Raw genomic sequence first — 17,211 nt, forward strand, 5'->3', positions numbered from 1 at the left:
AGCAAGGCATACGCCGTTACATCCACTACTACAATCACGATCGCATCAAGCTCAAACTAAAAGGCCTGAGTCCGGTTCAGTACCGAACCCAGGCCTCGGGTGCCTAGCGCCTAAACTGTCCAACTTCTTGGGGTCAGTTCATGCGCGGCCCATGTATCTATTTGGCCTACGGCCGCTCCACTTGTGCGGAACTCGCCTCGAGGGTGGGCACCGAAGACTCTCCCGAACCTTGAGGCTCTCGTGGTCGAGCCAAAGCCGCCACGGCATCGCCGGCAAGCACGCCGACACAAGCGCGACGAAGGTGTTGGGCAACCGGATACCAGCAACCGCGTCCGCTTCGCACGGGTGTTCCGGGCGCGGCCGGGGCCGACCACGCATCCCGCATCGGCTCTCCTTGCACTCAACCGTATCGTCGTGAGAGACCTTGGCGTCCACCCTCGAGGCGAGTTCCGCACAAGTGGAGCGGCCGTAGGCCAATAGGAACATGGGCCGCGGTAGCGGCCTTTCCTTGTCGAACGCGGAGGACCTGTCTGAGCAGCGAGGGTGGGCGCCAAGGTCTCCCCGCGAGACGCCCAAGTGTACAAAGCGATGGCGAAGCCGAGCCCCGCGATGCCGAAGGCGAGCCCTAGACGAGGTGCAAGGTGCGAACGAATGCCCGGCCTGAAAGCCGAACGCCCGGACCCCGGTCATTCACGATGGACCTTTTTTATACTCGTTCCCCAGACTTCCGCGAAGAACCTTTTTTTGAGCCGCTTTTCGACAAGCCGGCGCGGCCTTTCCGTTGGAAAGTACACGGCTAACCGACTGAGGATGGAAACCATGCACGAGACAATTACGATCAAGACGGACGACGGCGATTTTGCCGCGTACGTGTCCTACCCCGAAGTAGCCAAGGCACCCTCCGTCGTCGTATTGCACGAAGTATTTGGCGTGAACGCCGACATTCGCCAGACCTGCGATGCCCTCGCCGCCCAGGGCTTTATCGCCGTGGCGCCGGACCTCTTCTGGCGTCAGCAGCCAGGCGTCGATCTCAGTGTCACGTCCGAGGCGCACTGGAAGGCCGGTCTGGCACTTTACATGGCCTACGACCGCGACCTCGGCGTTGCCGATGTACTCGCCACCATCGCCGCGGCCGGTAAACTCGAGCGCGCCACCGGCAAGGTAGCGGTCATGGGCTACTGCCTCGGCGGACTGATGACCTTCCTGACCGCGGCACGCGGCACCGTCGACGCCGCCGTGGCGTTTCACGGCGGCGACACCGAGAGCTACCTCGGCGAGTCCGACGCGATCACGGCGCCCTTCCTCATGCATCTTGCCGAGGAAGACGAGTACATACCGAAGACCGCACAGGCGGAAATCACGAAGTCCCTGGCCGGGAAGCCGAACGTCACGATCTACAGCTACCCCGGCTGCAATCACGCATTCTCGCGGCACGGTGGTGCGCACTACGATGCCGCCGCGGCGAAGACGGCCAACGAGCGCACCTGGGCCTTCCTCAAGGAACATCTGGCCTGATTCAAGGTGCGCGTTCTCGCCCGCGCGAGGCCGGCTTCAGCCCGGCCTCGATGGCCCAGCTGCGCCGAGGCGTCAGGCCAGCGTCGTCAGCTCGACCGGCAGCACCGTGTCGCCGCTGATGATCTGGGCCTGTCCGTCCTGCACCATGAACTGGATCTGCATCGTCCGCTGGGTGAGCGCGGCCAAGGCGTCGACGGTGGCCGGTGCGATGTCGATCACCGAAACGTTCTTGGTGCGGGCCACGGCGGCCGCGGTCTTCTTCCACCAGACTTCGGCGCTGCGTCCGCTGTACGTGTAGACGATGACGCGATTGGCGCGGCCCGCCGCCCGCCGAATGCGCTGCTCGTCCGGCTGGCCGACCTCGATCCATAGATCGACCTCGCCGGTCAGTTCCTTGCGCCATAGATCGGGCTCGTCTTCGGAGCTGATGCCTTTGCCGAAGAGCAGCGAATCGTCAGCGTTGAGGGCGAAGGCGAGCACGCGCACCATCATCCGCTCGTCGGTCTCCGACGGATGCTGGGCGATAGTGAGGGCGTGACCCTGGTAATAGTGCCGGTCCATGTCGGAGACCTGCAGGTCGGCCTTGAAGACCGTGGATTTGAGTGCCATGGCGCGATTCTACAGGAGAGCTCAGCCCTGACCGCGGATCGCCGCCAACAAGGCGTCGCGACCGAACGGCTTCTGCAGTTGCACGGCGATCCCCGCGGCGACCGCGGGCACCTCCGCGTAACCGCTGGCCAGGACCACACGCAGGCCAGGGCGAAGGGTGGCGAGCTCGCTCGCGAGCTCCGAGCCGGTCATGCCTGGCATGGCGTGGTCGGTGACCACGGCGATGAGCTCGTCGATCGTCTCCAGGCGCCGGAGCGCCTCGTTGGCCGACGCCGCACCACGGGCGTCGTAGCCCGCGTACGCGAGCATCTCCACCGCCGTGGACAGCACCAGCGGATCGTCGTCGACGACCAGCACGACCGGCAACGGTCCGTCGCTCACCGGTGTGTGATAGAGCGTCCGGCCATGCACGACAGGCGCGGTTTCAGGCACGACATCCGTGTGGGAGGGCGCGATGGGAAGATAGATCGAGACGGTCGTGCCGCCTGCCTTGCTGCTTTCCAGCTGCAGCGCGCCACCGGATTGTTGGGCGATGCCGTGCACCATGGAGAGGCCCAGCCCGGTACCCTTGCCCACGCCCTTGGTCGTGAAGAACGGTTCCGTCGCCCGCGTGAGCGTCGCCGCGTCCATGCCCGGGCCGGTATCGCTGATCGAAAGCCTGACATACCTGCCCGGTGGCAGCTGCAAGGTATGCCTTGCGCCGATCTCTTCCGCTGCGGCCTGGATAGTAATGAGACCGCCCTCCTCCATCGCATCGCGTGCGTTGACGCACAAGTTGAGGACGCAAAGCTCGAGCTGGTTGATGTCGCCCATCACATCGGGAAGAGCCAACGGAAAACGCACCTCGATGGCAATGGCCGGCCCCAGCGACGTGCGCAGCAGGTCCGACATGCCCGAGACCAGGGCGACGACGTTGACCGGCTCCAGATGCAACTGCTGGCGGCGCGCGAAGGCCAGCATGCGCTGCGTCAGGCTCACGCCCCGCCGCACGCCGGACAATGCATTGGACACCAACCGGTTCAGGCGCTCGGGCAATTCGGCATGGTCGCGCATCAGCTCGAGATTGCCCTGAACCGCCATCAGCAGGTTGTTGAAATCGTGGGCGACACCGCCAGTCAACTGGCCGACCGCTTCGAGCTTCTGCGACTGGAACAAAGCCTCGCGGGTTTCCTCCAGCGCGAGCGCGGACGCGCGACGCTCGGTAACGTCACGGGTCACCTTGGCAAAGCCGATGAGCGTGCCGGCATCGTCGGTAATGCGGTCGATCACCACGTGCGCCCAGAAACGGCTGCCGTCCTTGCGCACGCGCCAGCCTTCGGTCTCGATGCGGCCTTCGCGTGCCACCGCCTGGAGGTTGGTGGTCGGCTCGTTGCGGGCGACGTCGTCCTCGGTGAAAAAAGCCGAATAGTGGCGCCCGATGACTTCTTCGGGTGCATAGCCCTTGATACGCTCGGCGCCGGCGTTCCAGCTCGATACGTGTCCCTTGGGGTCGAGCATATAGATGGCGTAGTCGGCAACGCCCTGGACGAGCACGCGGAACTGTTCCTGGCTGCGCCTGAGTTCTTCATCGAGCCGCTTGCGCTCCGTGCGGTCGCGCATGACGACGCCGAAGCCCAGCGGCTTTTCGCCATCGCGCACGGGATCGATCAGGATCTGCGCCCAGAACCTGGAGCCATCCTTACGCACCAGCCAGCCGTCCAGCTCGCTGCGTCCTTCGCGTAGCGCAACATCGAGCAGCGAACCGGGCGCCCCGGCGTTGTTGTCTTCGCCGGAGAACAGCAGCGAGAACGGCGCCCCGATGGCGTCGCCAGCGGTGTAACCGGTGGCGTGAATGGCCCCGGCATTCCATGTGGCGACGGTCCCGTCGGCCTGGAGCCAGAAAATGGCGTAGTCGGAAATGCCTTCGACAAGCCGGCGGTAAGCGGAATCGTCCATGTAGGCGGGGTCGGTCGGGTTGTACATGCCGCCAAGGTACCGCCTACAGCCCGGCACCTCGTGAAGGCCTCTTCACACCCAGCCGGAACTCCCCCGATAGTCAGCTCCCCCAATAGCCCGAGCCCCCTGTATAGCCTGAGCCCCCTGTGTATGGCCTAAAGCCCCCTGCATAGCCTGAGCCCCCTATGTATGGCCTGAGCCCCCTGTATAGCCTAAGCCTCCTATGTATGGCCCGAGCCCCCTGTATAGCCTAAGCCCCCTGTGGGAGCCGCTTCAGCGGCGAAACCCCGGTTCCGCCACCCCCGCAGAGCGCTGCAAAACCGTGGAGGCTGCTGCAATCCCTAGGCGAACGGCAGCGCTATCGTCGATCTCCAAGCCGCAGGAGACACCGCGATGCCGGATGAACTGGATCAGGGAAGGCGGAGATTCATGGGTGCAACCGCGCTCGGGATCGCCCTTGCTCCGCTCGGCCTCGCGAACATCGCGGGTGCCGAACCAGTGAGTGCGCCAGCAGCCACCGACACCGCAGCCACCGACGCCGATGCGATAGCCGCGGGAGCGACGTCGTTTCGTTCGCTCAAGCAGATCAAGGCCGGAGTCCTCGACGTGGGCTACGCCGAAGACGGTCATCGCAAGGGACCGGTGGTGATCCTGCTGCATGGCTGGCCCTACGACATCTACAGTTTCGTGGACGTTGCGCCGATCCTCGCCGCGGCGGGGTACCGAGTGATCGTGCCTTATCTTCGCGGCTATGGCAGCACCCAGTTCCTCTCCGCTGAGACGCCACGTAATGGCCAGCAGGCAGCGATAGCCGCCGACATCCTCGCCTTGATGGATGCCCTCAAGATAAAGAAAGCCACCGTGGCCGGCTTCGACTGGGGCGCGCGCACGGCAAACATCATGGCCGCACTCTGGGCCGATCGCGTCAAGGCAATGGTCTCGGTGAGCGGCTACCTCATCGGCAGCCAGGCGGCCAACAAGAAACCCTTGCCACCGAAAGGCGAATGGCAATGGTGGTACCAGTTCTACTTCGCTACCGATCGGGGTCGCGACGGCTACGCCCAGCACACGCATGATTTCGCGCGCCTGATCTGGGAGCAGGCATCGCCACAATGGCACTTCGACGACGACACCTTCGAGCGCTCCGCGCCCGCGTTCAATAACGTCGACCATGTCGCGATAACCATCCACAACTATCGGTGGCGTCTCGGCCTTGTCCCTGGCGAGCCGAAATACGATGCCCAGGAAGCGACGCTGGCGACCTTCCCGACCATCGGCGTGCCCACGATAACCATGGAAGGCGACGCCAACGGCGCCCCGCATCCCGACCCCGCCAATTACGCGAAGATGTTCACCGGCAAGTACGAGCACCGGCTGATCACCGGCGGCATCGGCCACAACCTTCCGCAGGAAGCGCCACAGGCCTTCGCCAAGGCGATCATCGACGTCGACAAGCTCGGCTCAACGTAGATCGACTTCGTCGTCCAGCCGTTCGACGACGACTGCAAGCTTGTGGTCGCGTAGCGCGAACGCCGAGTGTCCCTGTTCCAGATCGCCGACCGCCACGCGATCGCGTGTGGCGGCCGCGTTTGCGTCGGCCTTGCGGACGGACAGATCGAAAACCACCGGTGCCAGGCCGGTGACGGTCACGTCCAGGCGGTCGTCGCTCTCGTCGTCTCGCCCATGGGAGCCGCCCTGCTGGGAGGTCGAGTAGACCAGACCCTGCGAGTCGACGACGACGACCTCGACCCGGTAAGGCCTGCCCGCGTAGGTTGCCGTGACCACGAACGTCTTGACGAAGGCCACGGTCTGCGCCGTGTACGGGACCGGGGGAATGAGTTCGTCGGCGATCGGCCTGGCAGCCGGCGTCGGTGCCGGGAGGTTGAGCGTCAGGCTCGCGGGCACGCCGGCATGGACCGACGCGACGGCCGCCGCCACATCGGGTGGACCACCGGCCCATGCCTCCACCGGCAGGAGCAAGACCACTATCGTGAGCATCGCGGCGCGCATGCCCGACCATTCCCGAGTCGACGTCACCACCATTAGGCGCCGCGATCCTCGCGCTTTCCATTCGTTCTTGTACGCACAACCGGCTAAAACCCTAGAATGGCGACCCGTTTCGCATTCTGCCGTACCCCGGTGTCAGGAGTTACCTTGTCGCACTATGCCGGTCCCCTGCTGACGTTGCCGTCCGCCCAGGCCTTGCTGGCCGCACGCGACGCTGGCGCCACGGTGTGGGTGGGATCGCTGGATCTGGGGCGCACCGAAGCGTCGGTCGCCTTGCAGGTCGACAACTGGCAGCACCAGGGGCGGACCTATCCCTATCCGGGCAAGCTCAAGGACCGCACGATCTACTACTGGGATGGCGACGATTTTTCGCCGGTGTCGCGCTTCTCGGGCTCCCTGATCAAACTCGTTCCCACCGAGTGGGGTGCGCCAACCTTCGAGATAGACGGCATCAAGATGCTGCCCACATCGAAGGAGTCGCCCGTCGACGACGCACGGCGCAAGGTCGCGCTCGTCGAACCCCGCGGCAAGGTCGTGCTCGACACCTGCGGCGGCCTGGGCTATTTCGCGGCGTGCTGCCTGGAGGCCGGCGTGGCACGCATCCTGTCGTTCGAGAAGAACGACGACGTGCTCTGGTTGCGCACGCTCAATCCGTGGTCGCCCGATCCCGCTGCGCCCTCGGGCGAGGGGCGTCTGCAGCTCGCCCATGGCGATGTATCGCAGGCGATCACGCAGATGGCCGACGCGTCGGTCGACGCGCTGCTCCACGATCCGCCGCGTTTCGGCATCGCCGGCGAACTCTACTCGCAGGCGTTCTACCACGAACTCGCGCGCGTTCTTCGCCGTGGCGGACGTCTGTTCCACTACACCGGCAGCCCGAACAAGCTCACCAGCGGTCGCGACGTACCACGCGAGGTGGCCAAACGGTTGGAGAAAGCAGGTTTCAAGGCCGAGCTCGCGTTGGACGGTGTACTGGCAACGCGCCGGTAGTACCACGAAGGCATTGGGTCAGGGCCGCAGGATCGCCTGGCGGGCCTCGACGAGCGTCGCGACGCGCTCCTTGTCGACCGTCGTGGCGGGCGTGAAGATGATCAATCCCAGCTCGGGTCGGCCGTCGACGGAAAACGCCGAATAGTCCAGCGTCACCTCACCCACCAGGGGATGGGCGAACTGCTTGCGGCCTTCGCCATAGCTCTGCAGGTCGTAGTCGTTCCAGATAGCCTCGAACTGGGGACTGAGGGCGATCAGCTCGTCGACGAAGCCCCTGACACGGTCGGTCGCGCCGAGGCGGGCGATGTCCGCGCGAAACGCCGCCACGGCGAAACGTGCGTGGTCCTCCCAATGACGCGTCTTGTCGCGTGCGCGGTCGCTGGCAAAAAGGAGCTTGAGCACGTTGCGCTGATCGGGCGGGAGCATTCCGTACTCGGTGAGCACGGCCGCCGCCGCGGCATTCCAGCCGATGATGTCCCACTGGGCGGTTTTCACGATCGCCGGGCTGGTCTCGAGGGAATCGAGCAGGTGCTGCAACTGTGGCGTGATCGTCTCGCCGGCCTTGTAGCTGACCTCGGGCGGCCGGTTCTGTGCCAGCAGGAACAGGTGTTCGCGTTCGACGGCGGTCAGCGCCAGGGCCGTGGCAAGACGATCGAGCACTTCGCTCGACGGCGCCCCACCGCGCCCCTGTTCGAGCCACGTATACCAGGTGGCGCTCACATTGGCGCGCAGGGCGACCTCTTCACGGCGCAGGCCGGGCGTGCGCCTGCGCGTGGTCGGCATGCCGAAGGCGGCCGGATCGAGCTTGGCCCGCCGATCCTTCAGGTAGTTGCCGAGCGGATTGCCTGCCGAAGTGCTCATGCCGGGATTATGGCACTCGCCCCGATCGACCGCCTCTCGCCTCAAAGCAGCATGCCGCCGGACACCTCGATGCGCTGTCCGTTGATCCAGCGGTTATCGTCCGACAGGAGCGACGCGATCATCGCGCCGAGATCGTCCGGCTGGCCCACCCGGCCCAAGGCCGTCATGCCGGCGATGCGCTGGGCAAGCTCGGGCGTGTCGCGCACCATGCCACCGCTGAAATCGGTGGCCACCGCGCCAGGGGCCACGGTATTCACGGCGATGCCGCGAGAACCGAGTTCAGCCGCCATGTAGCGGGTGAGCACCTCCACGGCGCCTTTCATCGCGCCATACGCCGAACTACCGGGCATGGAAACGCGCGCGAGGCCGGACGAGATATTGACGATGCGTCCGCCATCCGCGATCAGTGGCAGCAGCTTTTGCGTCAACAGGTACACGCCCTTGAAGTGAACGTTGTAGATGGCATCCAGCTCTTCCTCGGTGGTCTGGTCGAAGGGCTTGTGCAGGGACGTGCCGGCGTTGTTTACCAGGTAGTCGAAGCGATCGGCGCCCAGTTCGGCGACAGCGGCTCGCGCGCGCTCGACGAACGCGGCGAAGGATCCGGAGGCGCCGGTATCCAGGGGTAACGCGATCGCCCGGCGCCCCTGGGCCTGCACCGCGGCGATCACCTTGGCCGCTTCTGCCTGATTCTCGCGATAGGTGAAGATGCTATCGACGCCGCGTGCGGCCAGGTGGAGCACGGTGCTGCGACCGAGACCACGGCTGCCGCCGGTGACGAGGGCGATCTTCGCTACGGTTTTCGTTGCGTTTCCGTTACTCATGGGGTTGTCCTTCGGGAGTTGGGCCTGGACGAACGATAGGCCCGTCGCCGTCGGGACGGAATGCGCGAACCGGGCATGTTCTTGCCTGATCCTGCTTGCAGGCCTAGCATGTCGGCATGGCCGACGAACTGACGAAGACCCTGCTCCGCCACACCGACGGCCAGGCGTCGTACGGACCCTACCTGACCGACGTGCCGGGCCTCGTGCTGCTGCGCTCCGATCACGAAAGGCCGCCCTCCCACCTGATCTTCAAGCCCGCGCTGTGCATCGTCGTGCAGGGTGCCAAGTGGGCGGTGTTCGGCGATCGCCACATGGACTATCGCGCCGGCCAGGCACTCATCGTGAGCGTGGAGACCCCCGCTCTCGGCCGCGTGGCCGAAGCCAGTCCGACGGAGCCTTTCCTGGGCATCATCGTCGAGTTCGACCTCGCCATCATGCGTGAGGTCGCCGACGCGCTGCGCACGCCGGCACCGCGAGGCGAAGGCCCGGGCTTCGGCGTCTTCGTGACGGATTTCGATGGACCGCTGGCCGATTGCGCGTTGCGCCTCGTCCGTCTGCTGGATACGCCGAAGGCCATTCCCCTGCTGCATCCTTCGATCATGCGCGAGATCGCCTATTGGCTGCTCAGCGGACCCCACGGTGCCGACGTGGCGCGCATGGTGCTGGCCAATACGCATGTGCATCGCGTCATCGGCGCCATCCACCGCCTACGCGATCGCTTCGCCGAACCCATGCGCATCGACGATCTCGCCGCTTCCGCGCAGATGAGCGCCTCCGCCTTCCACCGGCAGTTCCGCCGCCTCACCGCGATGACGCCACTGCAATACCAGAAGCAGTTGCGTCTGCTCGAAGCCCGCCGGCTCATGGTCGGTGAAGCCGCCAGCGCCGAAACAGCCGCGTTCGCTGTGGGTTACGAGAGCGCCTCGCAATTCAGCCGCGAGTACTCCCGGATGTTCGGGTTACCCCCGCGGCGCGATGCGAAGTTGCTGCAGCAGGCCTGATCCTGGGCGGCTTCATAAGCACTCTCACGCCTGGGGCGCGGGCGCATGTACACGCTTCAGCGGAACGTCCTTGAGCCACCAGGCCAGCAGGAACCCGACGGCAATGACACTGGCAGCCACGTGGTAGACCGTGTGCAACGAAGTGCTGAAGGCATGCAAGTACCGGGCGTGGATCTCCGGCGGCAGCTTGGCCACCGCGTCCGGCCCGAACGATCGCGGCGACGCCGGCCCCGCCGCCATGAAGCTTGCCGTGCGTGACTGCAAGCCGCTGGTGAAGATCGTGCCGAACACGGAGACGCCGACCGAACCGCCAATCGAGCGGAACATGGTCACGCCCGAGGTCGCCACGCCCATCATTTTCGTGTCGACACTGTTCTGGGTGGCCAGGATCAGCACCTGCAACACCATGCCAAGGCCCAGGCCAAGCAGGCCAGCATAGGTGTAGATCAGGGCGATCGGACTGTCGTCGTCGACCGTGCCGAGCAACAGCAGTGCGATCGCGGCGATGAAGGTGCCCACGATCGGGAAGACGCGGTAGCGCCCGATCCGGCTGATCAGGCGTCCGCTGACGACGGAGCTGACGATCACGCCGCCCATGAGCGGCAGCAGCTGCATGCCCGCACCCGTCGGCGAAACACCTTTCACCACCTGCAGGTAGAGCGGGAGGAAGGTGGTCGAGCCGAACAGCGCCGCGCCGACGAAGAAGCCGATCAGGCAGCTGAGCAGGAAGGTGCGATGGCGAAACAGGCCCAGCGGAATGATCGGCTCGCTGGCCACGGTTTCCTCGTAGATGAAACCGGCAAGGCCGACCACGGCGAAGGCCAGGATGAACCACAGTTCGGCGGCGTCCCAAGGCAGCAGGGTGCCGCCTTCGGTGGTGAACAGGATGAGGCAGCTCAGTGACAGGGCGAGCCAGCCGGCACCCCAGTAATCGATCTTGTGCTTTACGTGGCGCACGTGCGGATGGAACACGGCGGCGATCACCAGCAGCGAGAGGATGCCCAGCGGCAGGTTGACGTAGAAGATCCAGCGCCAGGACAGATGATCGACCATGAAGCCGCCAATCAGCGGACCGATGACGGTCGCGAGGCCGTAGACACCGCCGAACAGTCCCTGGTACTTGCCGCGATCCGCCGGCGGAATCACATCGCCGATGGCGGCCATGGTGATCACGAGCAGCCCGCCACCGCCCAGACCCTGCAACGCGCGCATCAGGATCAGCTGGGTCATGTCCTGCGCCAGGCCGCAGAGTACCGAGCCGATGAGGAAGATCACGATGGCCGTCTGCAAGACGATCTTGCGGCCGAACAGGTCGCCGAACTTGCCATATAGCGGCACCACGACGGTCGAGGTGAGCAGGTACGAGGTCACCACCCAGGAGAGCTGGTTGAGCCCGCCGAGGTCGCCGACGATGGTTGGCAGGGCCGTCGAGACAATGGTCTGGTCGAGCGCCGCAAGCAGCATCACCAACATCAGGGCGGGAAACAGCAGGCGCAGCGAAGGCGGTGCGGGCGCTGTGACGGGCGGATGCGGCGTCGACGGGTGTACGGCATCGGGCGCGGTCGCCGATTGCTCAAGCGTTTCGGTGCTCACGAGGCTCGTACCTGCAAATTAATTAACTGGTGATTTAATATATGCCGGCAGGCAACCAGCGTCAATCCACCCGTCGCCGTGGTATCCATGCGCCATAGAGTCGAAGGTAAAGAATCGTGGTCGAATCAACTGTCCGCCGCGGCCGCCGCCCCGGCCGCCCTCCCGCCCAGCCCGACAGCCCGGACCAACGCCAGCGCCTGGTCGGCATTGCACTGGAGCTGTTCGCGCGCCAGGGCTACGCCGAGACGACCCTCGCCGCCATCGCCCGCGCCGCGGGCATGACGCCCGCCGCCGTGCATTACTACTTCAAGACCCGCGACGAACTGTTCGATGTGCTCTTCGACGAGCGCATCGCACCGATGCGCAAACACATCGAGGGCATCTTCCTGGAGAACGCGCACGATCCCGTCGCCGCCTTCACCACGCTGGCCCAGCGCTTCGTCGAACTGGCCGCGGAAAGTCCCTGGATCGGGCCGGTCTTCTTCGGCGAGATGCTGCGTGAGGACGACCTGTTCAAGCAGCACATCCACAAGCGTTTCAACGAGAGCCGGCAAGTCACCGTGCTGGATACGATGCGTCGTTGGCAGGCCGAGGGTTTGCTGGGCGCGGATCTGGATCCCGCTCTGATCATCGGATCCGTGCTGAGTCTCACGGTGCTGCCGATGACCGCCTCGCGCAAATGGCGCGGCGACCCCTTGCGCGAACACATCGGTCCCGAGCAGATCACCCGGCACGCGCTCGCCCTGCTCCGCCACGGCGTCGGGCCGGCCAAGGCGTAGAATGTGGGGTTTCCGTGCGGAGCGACCCTCTTGGCCTTTCCCTTTTCCCTGGTCGTTTTCGACCTCGACGGCACCCTGGTGGACAGCGCTGCCGATATCGCCGAATCGGTCAACCGCACGCTTCGCGACTGGAAGCTGCCGACGTACGACCTGGCGCAGATCACCGAATGGATCGGCGAAGGCTCGCGCAAGCTCATCACGTACGCGTTCCGTCATGCCGGCAGCGACGCGGACATCGACGAGGTCATGCCCGGTTTCCTCGAGCACTATGCCGAGACGGCACTCGATGCGGTTGCCTACGACGGTGTGGTCGAGACGTTGGCGGCCCTGCACGCGCAGGGCGTGAAGCTCGCCGTATGTACCAACAAGAACGAAGAGTTCGTTCGTCCGCTGCTCGAGGTGCGTGGCATGCTGCCGTACATCGACGGCATCGTCGGCGGCAACACCTTGCCGGAGCGCAAGCCCAGCGGCGTGCCGCTGCTGCACCTGGCCAACGCGGCCGGCGTGCCGCCGACGCAGACGCTCATGGTCGGCGATTCCGAGAGCGACGTGCTCGCCGCACGCGATGCCGGTCTCCCCTTCGTGATGGTCAGCTATGGGTACCGCAAGTCGCTGGACCTCGATGCCATCGGCGCGTTGGCGGTGATCGATCGCATGCCCGACCTGCTCGCTATTGGTAGCTCTCGATAGCCGCTTTGATCAGCGCGACATCGTCCTCGATGCCGTAGTCCGGCGGCGCGGAATAGCCGAAGCGCGTGATCACCAGTTGCGCCGACGGCACGATGTAGATGCGCTGGCCCATCGTGCCGCTGGCGAAGAAGCCGTCCTTGGGAAAGCCCCCATCGACGCGCCACCTCGCCGGCCGGCTCGGTCCGTCGTTGGTCCAGAATCCCGCTCCGTACGGCGCGCCGAGTGTCGAGGCACGCGACCAGCTCACCCAGCCGGGCGGTAGCAACCGCTGTCCATCTGGCGCGACACCGTCGTTGAGGTACAACAGGCCGAACCTGGCGTAGTCACGCGCGCTGGCGTAGACATAGGTCGAGCCGATGAAGCTGCCCTTGCCGTCGAATTCCATCGTGACCTCGTGCATGCCCAGGTGATCGAACAACCGACGCCGGGCGAAAGCGCGCATGCCGGCCGGACCACCGCCGACCAGTTCACCGACCTTGCGGTCCAGCAGGAGCGTGTCGGCCGAGGTGTACTCGAAGGTTTTTCCAGCGGCTTCCTTGGCCGGCTGCGCGGCGGCATAGCCGGCCATGTCGCCGTGCAGGAACTCCATCTGCGCGACAGGACTGAACGCCGACTCCGCCTCCTCCGCCGCCAGTCCGCTACGCATGCGCATCAGGTCTTCCACGGTGATGGACGCGCGCGGATCATCCGGCTGGCGCCACTCCGGTGGATCGAGGGGTCGCTCCACACGTAGCTTGCCATCGCTCACCAGCACGCCGAGCAAGGCATTGGTGACGGACTTGGCGACCGAGAAACTGATCAGCGGCGTGCGCACGCCGAACCCTTGGGCATACCGCTCCGCCACGACCTGGCCGTTCTTGACCACGACCACGGCCTTGACGTTCTTCGGCGCTTCGCCGGCGTGTTCGGCGAACACACGATCGAGCGCCGACGCCATCCCCGGCTTGTCCGTCGCGACAGGCTGCTCCGGCGCGGTCGAGCCAAAGGCACGCGACGAGTCGGCCAAGGTTGGCGGATCCGCCACCAGCGGCAGGTTGCCCGGCAGGTCGAGCCGGCAACCATAGCCGCGGGTGAAGGTCGCACTGGCCAGCGTTCTGAGCGAACTGGACACTTCCACGCGCTGCGCATCCTGCGCCACATGCACGTGGAGCAGATGACCGGCCACGTTGCCGATCATCGGCAGCACCAGCTCGTCGTAGGTGCGCGTGGGATCCTGGCCAGCGACGAAGGTCATCGAGCAAACGTGGTGCGCCGCCACCCCGGCGGCGACGCGAAGTGCCCGATCCGGGCGGCATACCACCCATGCGGAGGCCACGGCCACCACGACGATGCCTCCGGCGATCAATGTTTTCGTGCCCATGGTCGTCCCCTCTGCGTTTTACCCAGTCTGGGACTCGCCAGGGCGATCCGGGCCGGGGTTTGGGACGAACGTCGCCGGGCCGGGGACGAGCGGCGCACCCGCACCCGGGCGGTCGGCGTCCGCTACAGCTCCAGCGCGAGACCCGGCGGCAGCTGACCGAGGTAGCGCCGCGTCCAGGTCACCCGGGAGCCGTCGCGCAACAGCAGCCGTCGTTCGCCATCGGGCCACGCCTTCACCTCCCGGATCGCGTCGAGGCTGACCACGGTCGAGCGGTTGATGCGTACGAAGTGCGCAGGCGAGAGGCGCGCCTGCATCGCGTCGAGCGTACCGCGCAACCGGCGAGGCGTGCCGCCCACGTAGACGTCGATGTAATTGCGGTCCGACTCGATACGATCGATGCGGTCGACATGCACGAGTTCCGCGCTGTCGCCCGATGGCAAAAGGAGCCGTTCGACGTAATGCGCGGGCGGCGGCAACGCATCGAGCAGGCCATCCACCCGTACCGCCAGGGCCGACGAGGGCACCAGCGATTTGCGTAAACGCGTCGCCAGGCGATCGAAGCGTTGCGGCCCCACGGGCTTGAGCAGGTAGTCGAATGCATGCACTTCGAAGGCCCGCACCGCGTGGGCGTCATGCGCCGTCACGAATACGATCTCCGCCGGCAAGGGTTCGCCCAGGGCCTGCAGCACGCCGAAACCATCCATCCCCGGCATGTTGATATCGAGGAAGATGACGTCCGGGCGGAGCCGCTGGACCAGGCCGATGGCATCGATACCGTTCCCGGCTTCGCCGATCCACTCCAGACCATCGGCCGTAGCGAGATAACGGCGCAGCTTGGCGCGTGCGGGCGCCTCGTCATCGACGACGACCACACGCAGGCTCATGCCGCTGCCCAACGTCGCGCGGGGAGCCACACCGTGACGACGGAGCCGCCGCCCAGGGCGGCATCGCGACTCACACCCGCAGCCTCGCCATACAGGTGACGCAGGCGCGCATCCACGTTGCTGAAACCGATGCCGTGGCCGGGACGCGCCGTGCCACCGCCGAAATCGCGCACGCGCAGCATCAGCCTTCCCGCCTCGCGCCGTGCGGCGACGCAGACGCGCCTGTCGTCGCCGCTGCCACCATGGTCGATGGCGTTTTCCACCAGCGGCTGCAGGATCAGGAACGGCACGTGCAGATCGTCGAGGGTCGCATCGCCATCCAGCTGCACGTCGAGCCCGCTGCCGAAGCGTGCCCTCTGGATGTCCAGGTACAGGGAAAGCAGCTGCCACTCGTCGGCCAGCCGATGCTCCTGCGCGGTCGCCGAGAGCGTCGCACGTAACAGTTCCCCGATGCGCGAGAGCATCTCGTCGGCTACCTGCGGCCGCTCGTACATGAGTTCCGAAACGGCATTGAGCGTATTGAAGAGGAAGTGCGGGTTCAGCTGCAGGCGCAGGGCTTCCAGGCGCGCATCGGACAGTGCCGATTCCAGCTGTGCGGCGCGTAGTTCCCTGGCCTGCCCCTCACGGTAACGATCGAACAGCCACAGGCCCAGCGCGATCACCGCGTAGAAAAACAGCTGCGTGGGCATTTCCATGAGGTAACGCCAGCCCGTGGGAAGCGCCGCGAAACGCGCCAGGCCCGCGAGGGGAAACACCCACAGGCGCAGGCCCAGCATCAGACTGGTCTGGGCCAGGGAAAGCGCGAGGAAGAGCCCAAGATGCGCCAGAACACGCACCGGCGACGACGCGATCCGCGCGATACGGCGCAGGAGGAAGAAGAGCACGGGCAGGAAAACGCCGAAGCTCAAGGAACCGGTGAGTTCGTCGATCAGCTTCGGCGCAAACAACGATGGTTCGTGGTTGGCGATATCGATGAGATACCGGTTGGACGCCCTGAGCAAACCGATGGCCACCAGCAACGCGACCCATAGGATCGCGGCGTAGCCTTTCTTCCCTGTCTTCATGTCGAGGCCCCCGCCCCAGCCTTGCGTGCCGGCCCTTATACCAGAGCCGGCACGGCCGCAGGGATCAGGCGGTGCGCCGGGGGAGCACCCAGTCCGGACGGATGAAATGGCACGTGTACCCGTTCGGATACTTTTCCAGGTAGTCCTGGTGCTCGGGTTCGGCCTCCCAGAACGGGCCTGCCGGCGAGAGTTCGGTGACCGCCTTGCCCGGCCACAGGCCCGACGCGTCGACGTCCGCGATGGTGTCTTCGGCGATCGCCTTCTGCTCGTCGTCTAGGTAGAAGATGGCCGAGCGGTAACTCTCGCCGCGGTCGTTTCCTTGCCGATTCAGCGTAGTCGGATCGTGGATCTGGAAGAAGAACTCGAGAATCTTCCGGTAGCTGATCCTGGCCGGATCGAACTCGATCTCGATCGCCTCGGCATGGCTGCCGTGGTTGCGATAGGTGGCATTGGGCACGTCGCCGCCGGAATAACCCACGCGTGTGGCGATCACCCCGGGCTGCTTGCGGATCAGGTCCTGCATGCCCCAGAAACAACCGCCGGCGAGAATGGCGCGCGAGGTCATAGGACACCTCCGGTTTCGCTGTCGAACATGTGGATGTACTGGCCGTAGCCTTCCTTCTCGAGATCGGCAACCGGGACGAAACGCAGCGACGCCGAGTTGATGCAATAGCGCAAACCGCCCTGGTCGCGCGGACCGTCGGGAAACACGTGGCCCAGATGGCTATCGGCGTTCGCCGAGCGGACCTCGGTGCGGATCATGCCGTGGCTGATATCGCGCTTCTCCTCGACATGATCGGCCTCCAGAGGGCGCGTGAAGCTGGGCCAGCCGCAGCCGCTGTCGAACTTGTCGAAGGACGAGAACAGCGGTTCGCCCGAGACGATATCGACATAGATACCGGGCTCGTGGTTGTCGTTGAATGCGTTCTCGAACGGGCGCTCGGTGCCGCTCTGCTGGGTCACCCTGAACTGTTCGGGGGTCAGCTTGGCGAGGGCTTCGGGAGTCTTGCGGTAGTCGGACATGGGACCTCCAGAGGGATGAAGATCGGGGGCTGCACGGCCGGTGAAAGGCCTGCTCCACCGCTCGTCCCATAATGCGGTC

At 65.5% G+C, this 17,211-nt stretch carries 18 protein-coding genes; 7 read left to right on the forward strand and 11 right to left on the reverse strand.

The genetic code is table 11. The features are described from left to right. Positions 1–107 (forward strand): IS3 family transposase (locus VM621_RS06245; RefSeq protein WP_325467336.1); only part of this gene is annotated, 107 nt, incomplete at its 5' end. Between the two features lie 712 nt (positions 108–819). Next, positions 820–1,515, forward strand: coding sequence for a dienelactone hydrolase family protein (locus VM621_RS06250; RefSeq protein ID WP_325468106.1), 696 nt, complete (start codon positions 820–822; stop codon positions 1,513–1,515). Between the two features lie 72 nt (positions 1,516–1,587). Here VM621_RS06250 and VM621_RS06255 read toward each other — a convergent pair whose 3' ends face one another. Both VM621_RS06255 and VM621_RS06260 read right to left on the reverse strand, forming a co-directional pair. Further along, complete coding sequence (locus VM621_RS06255) at positions 1,588–2,124, reverse strand: YaeQ family protein (protein ID WP_325468107.1); 537 nt, start codon at positions 2,122–2,124, stop codon at positions 1,588–1,590. Positions 2,125–2,145: 21 nt separating this feature from the next. Beyond that, a complete protein-coding gene (locus VM621_RS06260; protein WP_325468108.1) occupies positions 2,146–4,086 on the reverse strand; it encodes a PAS domain S-box protein in 1,941 nt (646 codons plus the stop codon). 402 nt (positions 4,087–4,488) lie between these two features. Between VM621_RS06260 and VM621_RS06265 the strand changes: the two genes are divergently transcribed. Beyond that, complete coding sequence (locus tag VM621_RS06265; protein ID WP_325468109.1) at positions 4,489–5,529, forward strand: alpha/beta hydrolase; 1,041 nt, start codon at positions 4,489–4,491, stop codon at positions 5,527–5,529. Here VM621_RS06265 and VM621_RS06270 read toward each other — a convergent pair. Continuing rightward, positions 5,521–6,069, reverse strand: a complete 549-nt coding sequence (locus tag VM621_RS06270) for a hypothetical protein (protein ID WP_325468110.1) — start codon at positions 6,067–6,069, stop codon at positions 5,521–5,523. The two genes, VM621_RS06265 and VM621_RS06270, sit on opposite strands and share 9 nt — an antisense overlap. Before the next feature lie 144 nt (positions 6,070–6,213). Here VM621_RS06270 and VM621_RS06275 point away from each other — a divergent pair, with 144 nt between their 5' ends. Further along, complete coding sequence (locus VM621_RS06275; protein ID WP_325468111.1) at positions 6,214–7,056, forward strand: class I SAM-dependent methyltransferase; 843 nt, start codon at positions 6,214–6,216, stop codon at positions 7,054–7,056. Between the two features lie 18 nt (positions 7,057–7,074). Here the strand turns inward: VM621_RS06275 and VM621_RS06280 are convergent, their stop codons facing one another. Further along, on the reverse strand, positions 7,075–7,917 hold the full coding sequence (locus VM621_RS06280) for a helix-turn-helix transcriptional regulator (protein WP_325468112.1): 843 nt from the start codon (positions 7,915–7,917) through the stop codon (positions 7,075–7,077). A gap of 41 nt (positions 7,918–7,958) precedes the next feature. Next, positions 7,959–8,738: an SDR family NAD(P)-dependent oxidoreductase gene (locus VM621_RS06285; protein ID WP_325468113.1), complete on the reverse strand. Its 780-nt coding sequence runs from the start codon at positions 8,736–8,738 to the stop codon at positions 7,959–7,961. A gap of 116 nt (positions 8,739–8,854) precedes the next feature. Between VM621_RS06285 and VM621_RS06290 the strand changes: the two genes are divergently transcribed. Next, positions 8,855–9,739 (forward strand): AraC family transcriptional regulator, encoded by an 885-nt coding sequence (locus VM621_RS06290; RefSeq protein ID WP_325468114.1) that lies wholly within the window; start codon positions 8,855–8,857, stop codon positions 9,737–9,739. Between the two features lie 24 nt (positions 9,740–9,763). Here the strand turns inward: VM621_RS06290 and VM621_RS06295 are convergent, their stop codons facing one another. Beyond that, complete coding sequence (locus VM621_RS06295) at positions 9,764–11,332, reverse strand: MDR family MFS transporter (RefSeq protein WP_325468115.1); 1,569 nt, start codon at positions 11,330–11,332, stop codon at positions 9,764–9,766. Between the two features lie 116 nt (positions 11,333–11,448). Here VM621_RS06295 and VM621_RS06300 point away from each other — a divergent pair, with 116 nt between their 5' ends. Continuing rightward, complete coding sequence (locus VM621_RS06300; protein WP_325468116.1) at positions 11,449–12,111, forward strand: TetR/AcrR family transcriptional regulator; 663 nt, start codon at positions 11,449–11,451, stop codon at positions 12,109–12,111. A gap of 30 nt (positions 12,112–12,141) precedes the next feature. Next, entirely contained in the window at positions 12,142–12,801 is a 660-nt protein-coding gene (gene gph / locus VM621_RS06305; protein WP_325468117.1) for a phosphoglycolate phosphatase, read from the forward strand. Here the strand turns inward: gph and VM621_RS06310 are convergent. The 5 genes from VM621_RS06310 to msrB form a co-directional block, all read right to left on the reverse strand. Further along, entirely contained in the window at positions 12,782–14,161 is a 1,380-nt protein-coding gene (locus VM621_RS06310; protein ID WP_325468118.1) for a serine hydrolase, read from the reverse strand. The genes gph and VM621_RS06310 overlap by 20 nt on opposite strands. A gap of 122 nt (positions 14,162–14,283) precedes the next feature. Then, entirely contained in the window at positions 14,284–15,045 is a 762-nt protein-coding gene (locus VM621_RS06315) for a LytTR family DNA-binding domain-containing protein (RefSeq protein ID WP_325468119.1), read from the reverse strand. Further along, positions 15,042–16,109, reverse strand: coding sequence for a sensor histidine kinase (locus VM621_RS06320; RefSeq protein WP_325468120.1), 1,068 nt, complete (start codon positions 16,107–16,109; stop codon positions 15,042–15,044). Before VM621_RS06320 ends, VM621_RS06315 begins: the two co-directional genes overlap by 4 nt. A gap of 64 nt (positions 16,110–16,173) precedes the next feature. Then, positions 16,174–16,674, reverse strand: coding sequence for a peptide-methionine (S)-S-oxide reductase MsrA (gene msrA / locus VM621_RS06325; protein ID WP_325468121.1), 501 nt, complete (start codon positions 16,672–16,674; stop codon positions 16,174–16,176). After that, positions 16,671–17,132, reverse strand: a complete 462-nt coding sequence (gene msrB / locus VM621_RS06330; RefSeq protein ID WP_325468122.1) for a peptide-methionine (R)-S-oxide reductase MsrB — start codon at positions 17,130–17,132, stop codon at positions 16,671–16,673. The genes msrA and msrB overlap by 4 nt, the downstream gene beginning before the upstream one ends. Positions 17,133–17,211 lie beyond the last annotated feature (79 nt).

The sequence above is a fragment of the Luteibacter sp. genome, from assembly GCF_035539195.1.
Taxonomy (GTDB): Bacteria; Pseudomonadota; Gammaproteobacteria; order Xanthomonadales; family Rhodanobacteraceae; genus Luteibacter.

Bases quoted from the DNA above. Each gene is read 5' to 3' on its own strand.
- VM621_RS06250 (WP_325468106.1), top strand. From the start codon at position 820: ATGCACGAGACAATTACGATCAAGACGGACGACGGCGATTTTGCCGCG.
- VM621_RS06255 (WP_325468107.1), bottom strand. From the start codon at position 2,124: ATGGCACTCAAATCCACGGTCTTCAAGGCCGACCTGCAGGTCTCCGAC.
- VM621_RS06260 (WP_325468108.1), bottom strand. From the start codon at position 4,086: ATGTACAACCCGACCGACCCCGCCTACATGGACGATTCCGCTTACCGC.
- VM621_RS06265 (WP_325468109.1), top strand. From the start codon at position 4,489: ATGGGTGCAACCGCGCTCGGGATCGCCCTTGCTCCGCTCGGCCTCGCG.
- VM621_RS06270 (WP_325468110.1), bottom strand. From the start codon at position 6,069: ATGCGCGCCGCGATGCTCACGATAGTGGTCTTGCTCCTGCCGGTGGAG.
- VM621_RS06280 (WP_325468112.1), bottom strand. From the start codon at position 7,917: ATGAGCACTTCGGCAGGCAATCCGCTCGGCAACTACCTGAAGGATCGG.
- VM621_RS06285 (WP_325468113.1), bottom strand. From the start codon at position 8,738: ATGAGTAACGGAAACGCAACGAAAACCGTAGCGAAGATCGCCCTCGTC.
- VM621_RS06290 (WP_325468114.1), top strand. From the start codon at position 8,855: ATGGCCGACGAACTGACGAAGACCCTGCTCCGCCACACCGACGGCCAG.
- VM621_RS06310 (WP_325468118.1), bottom strand. From the start codon at position 14,161: ATGGGCACGAAAACATTGATCGCCGGAGGCATCGTCGTGGTGGCCGTG.
- VM621_RS06315 (WP_325468119.1), bottom strand. From the start codon at position 15,045: ATGAGCCTGCGTGTGGTCGTCGTCGATGACGAGGCGCCCGCACGCGCC.
- VM621_RS06320 (WP_325468120.1), bottom strand. From the start codon at position 16,109: ATGAAGACAGGGAAGAAAGGCTACGCCGCGATCCTATGGGTCGCGTTG.
- msrA (WP_325468121.1), bottom strand. From the start codon at position 16,674: ATGACCTCGCGCGCCATTCTCGCCGGCGGTTGTTTCTGGGGCATGCAG.
- msrB (WP_325468122.1), bottom strand. From the start codon at position 17,132: ATGTCCGACTACCGCAAGACTCCCGAAGCCCTCGCCAAGCTGACCCCC.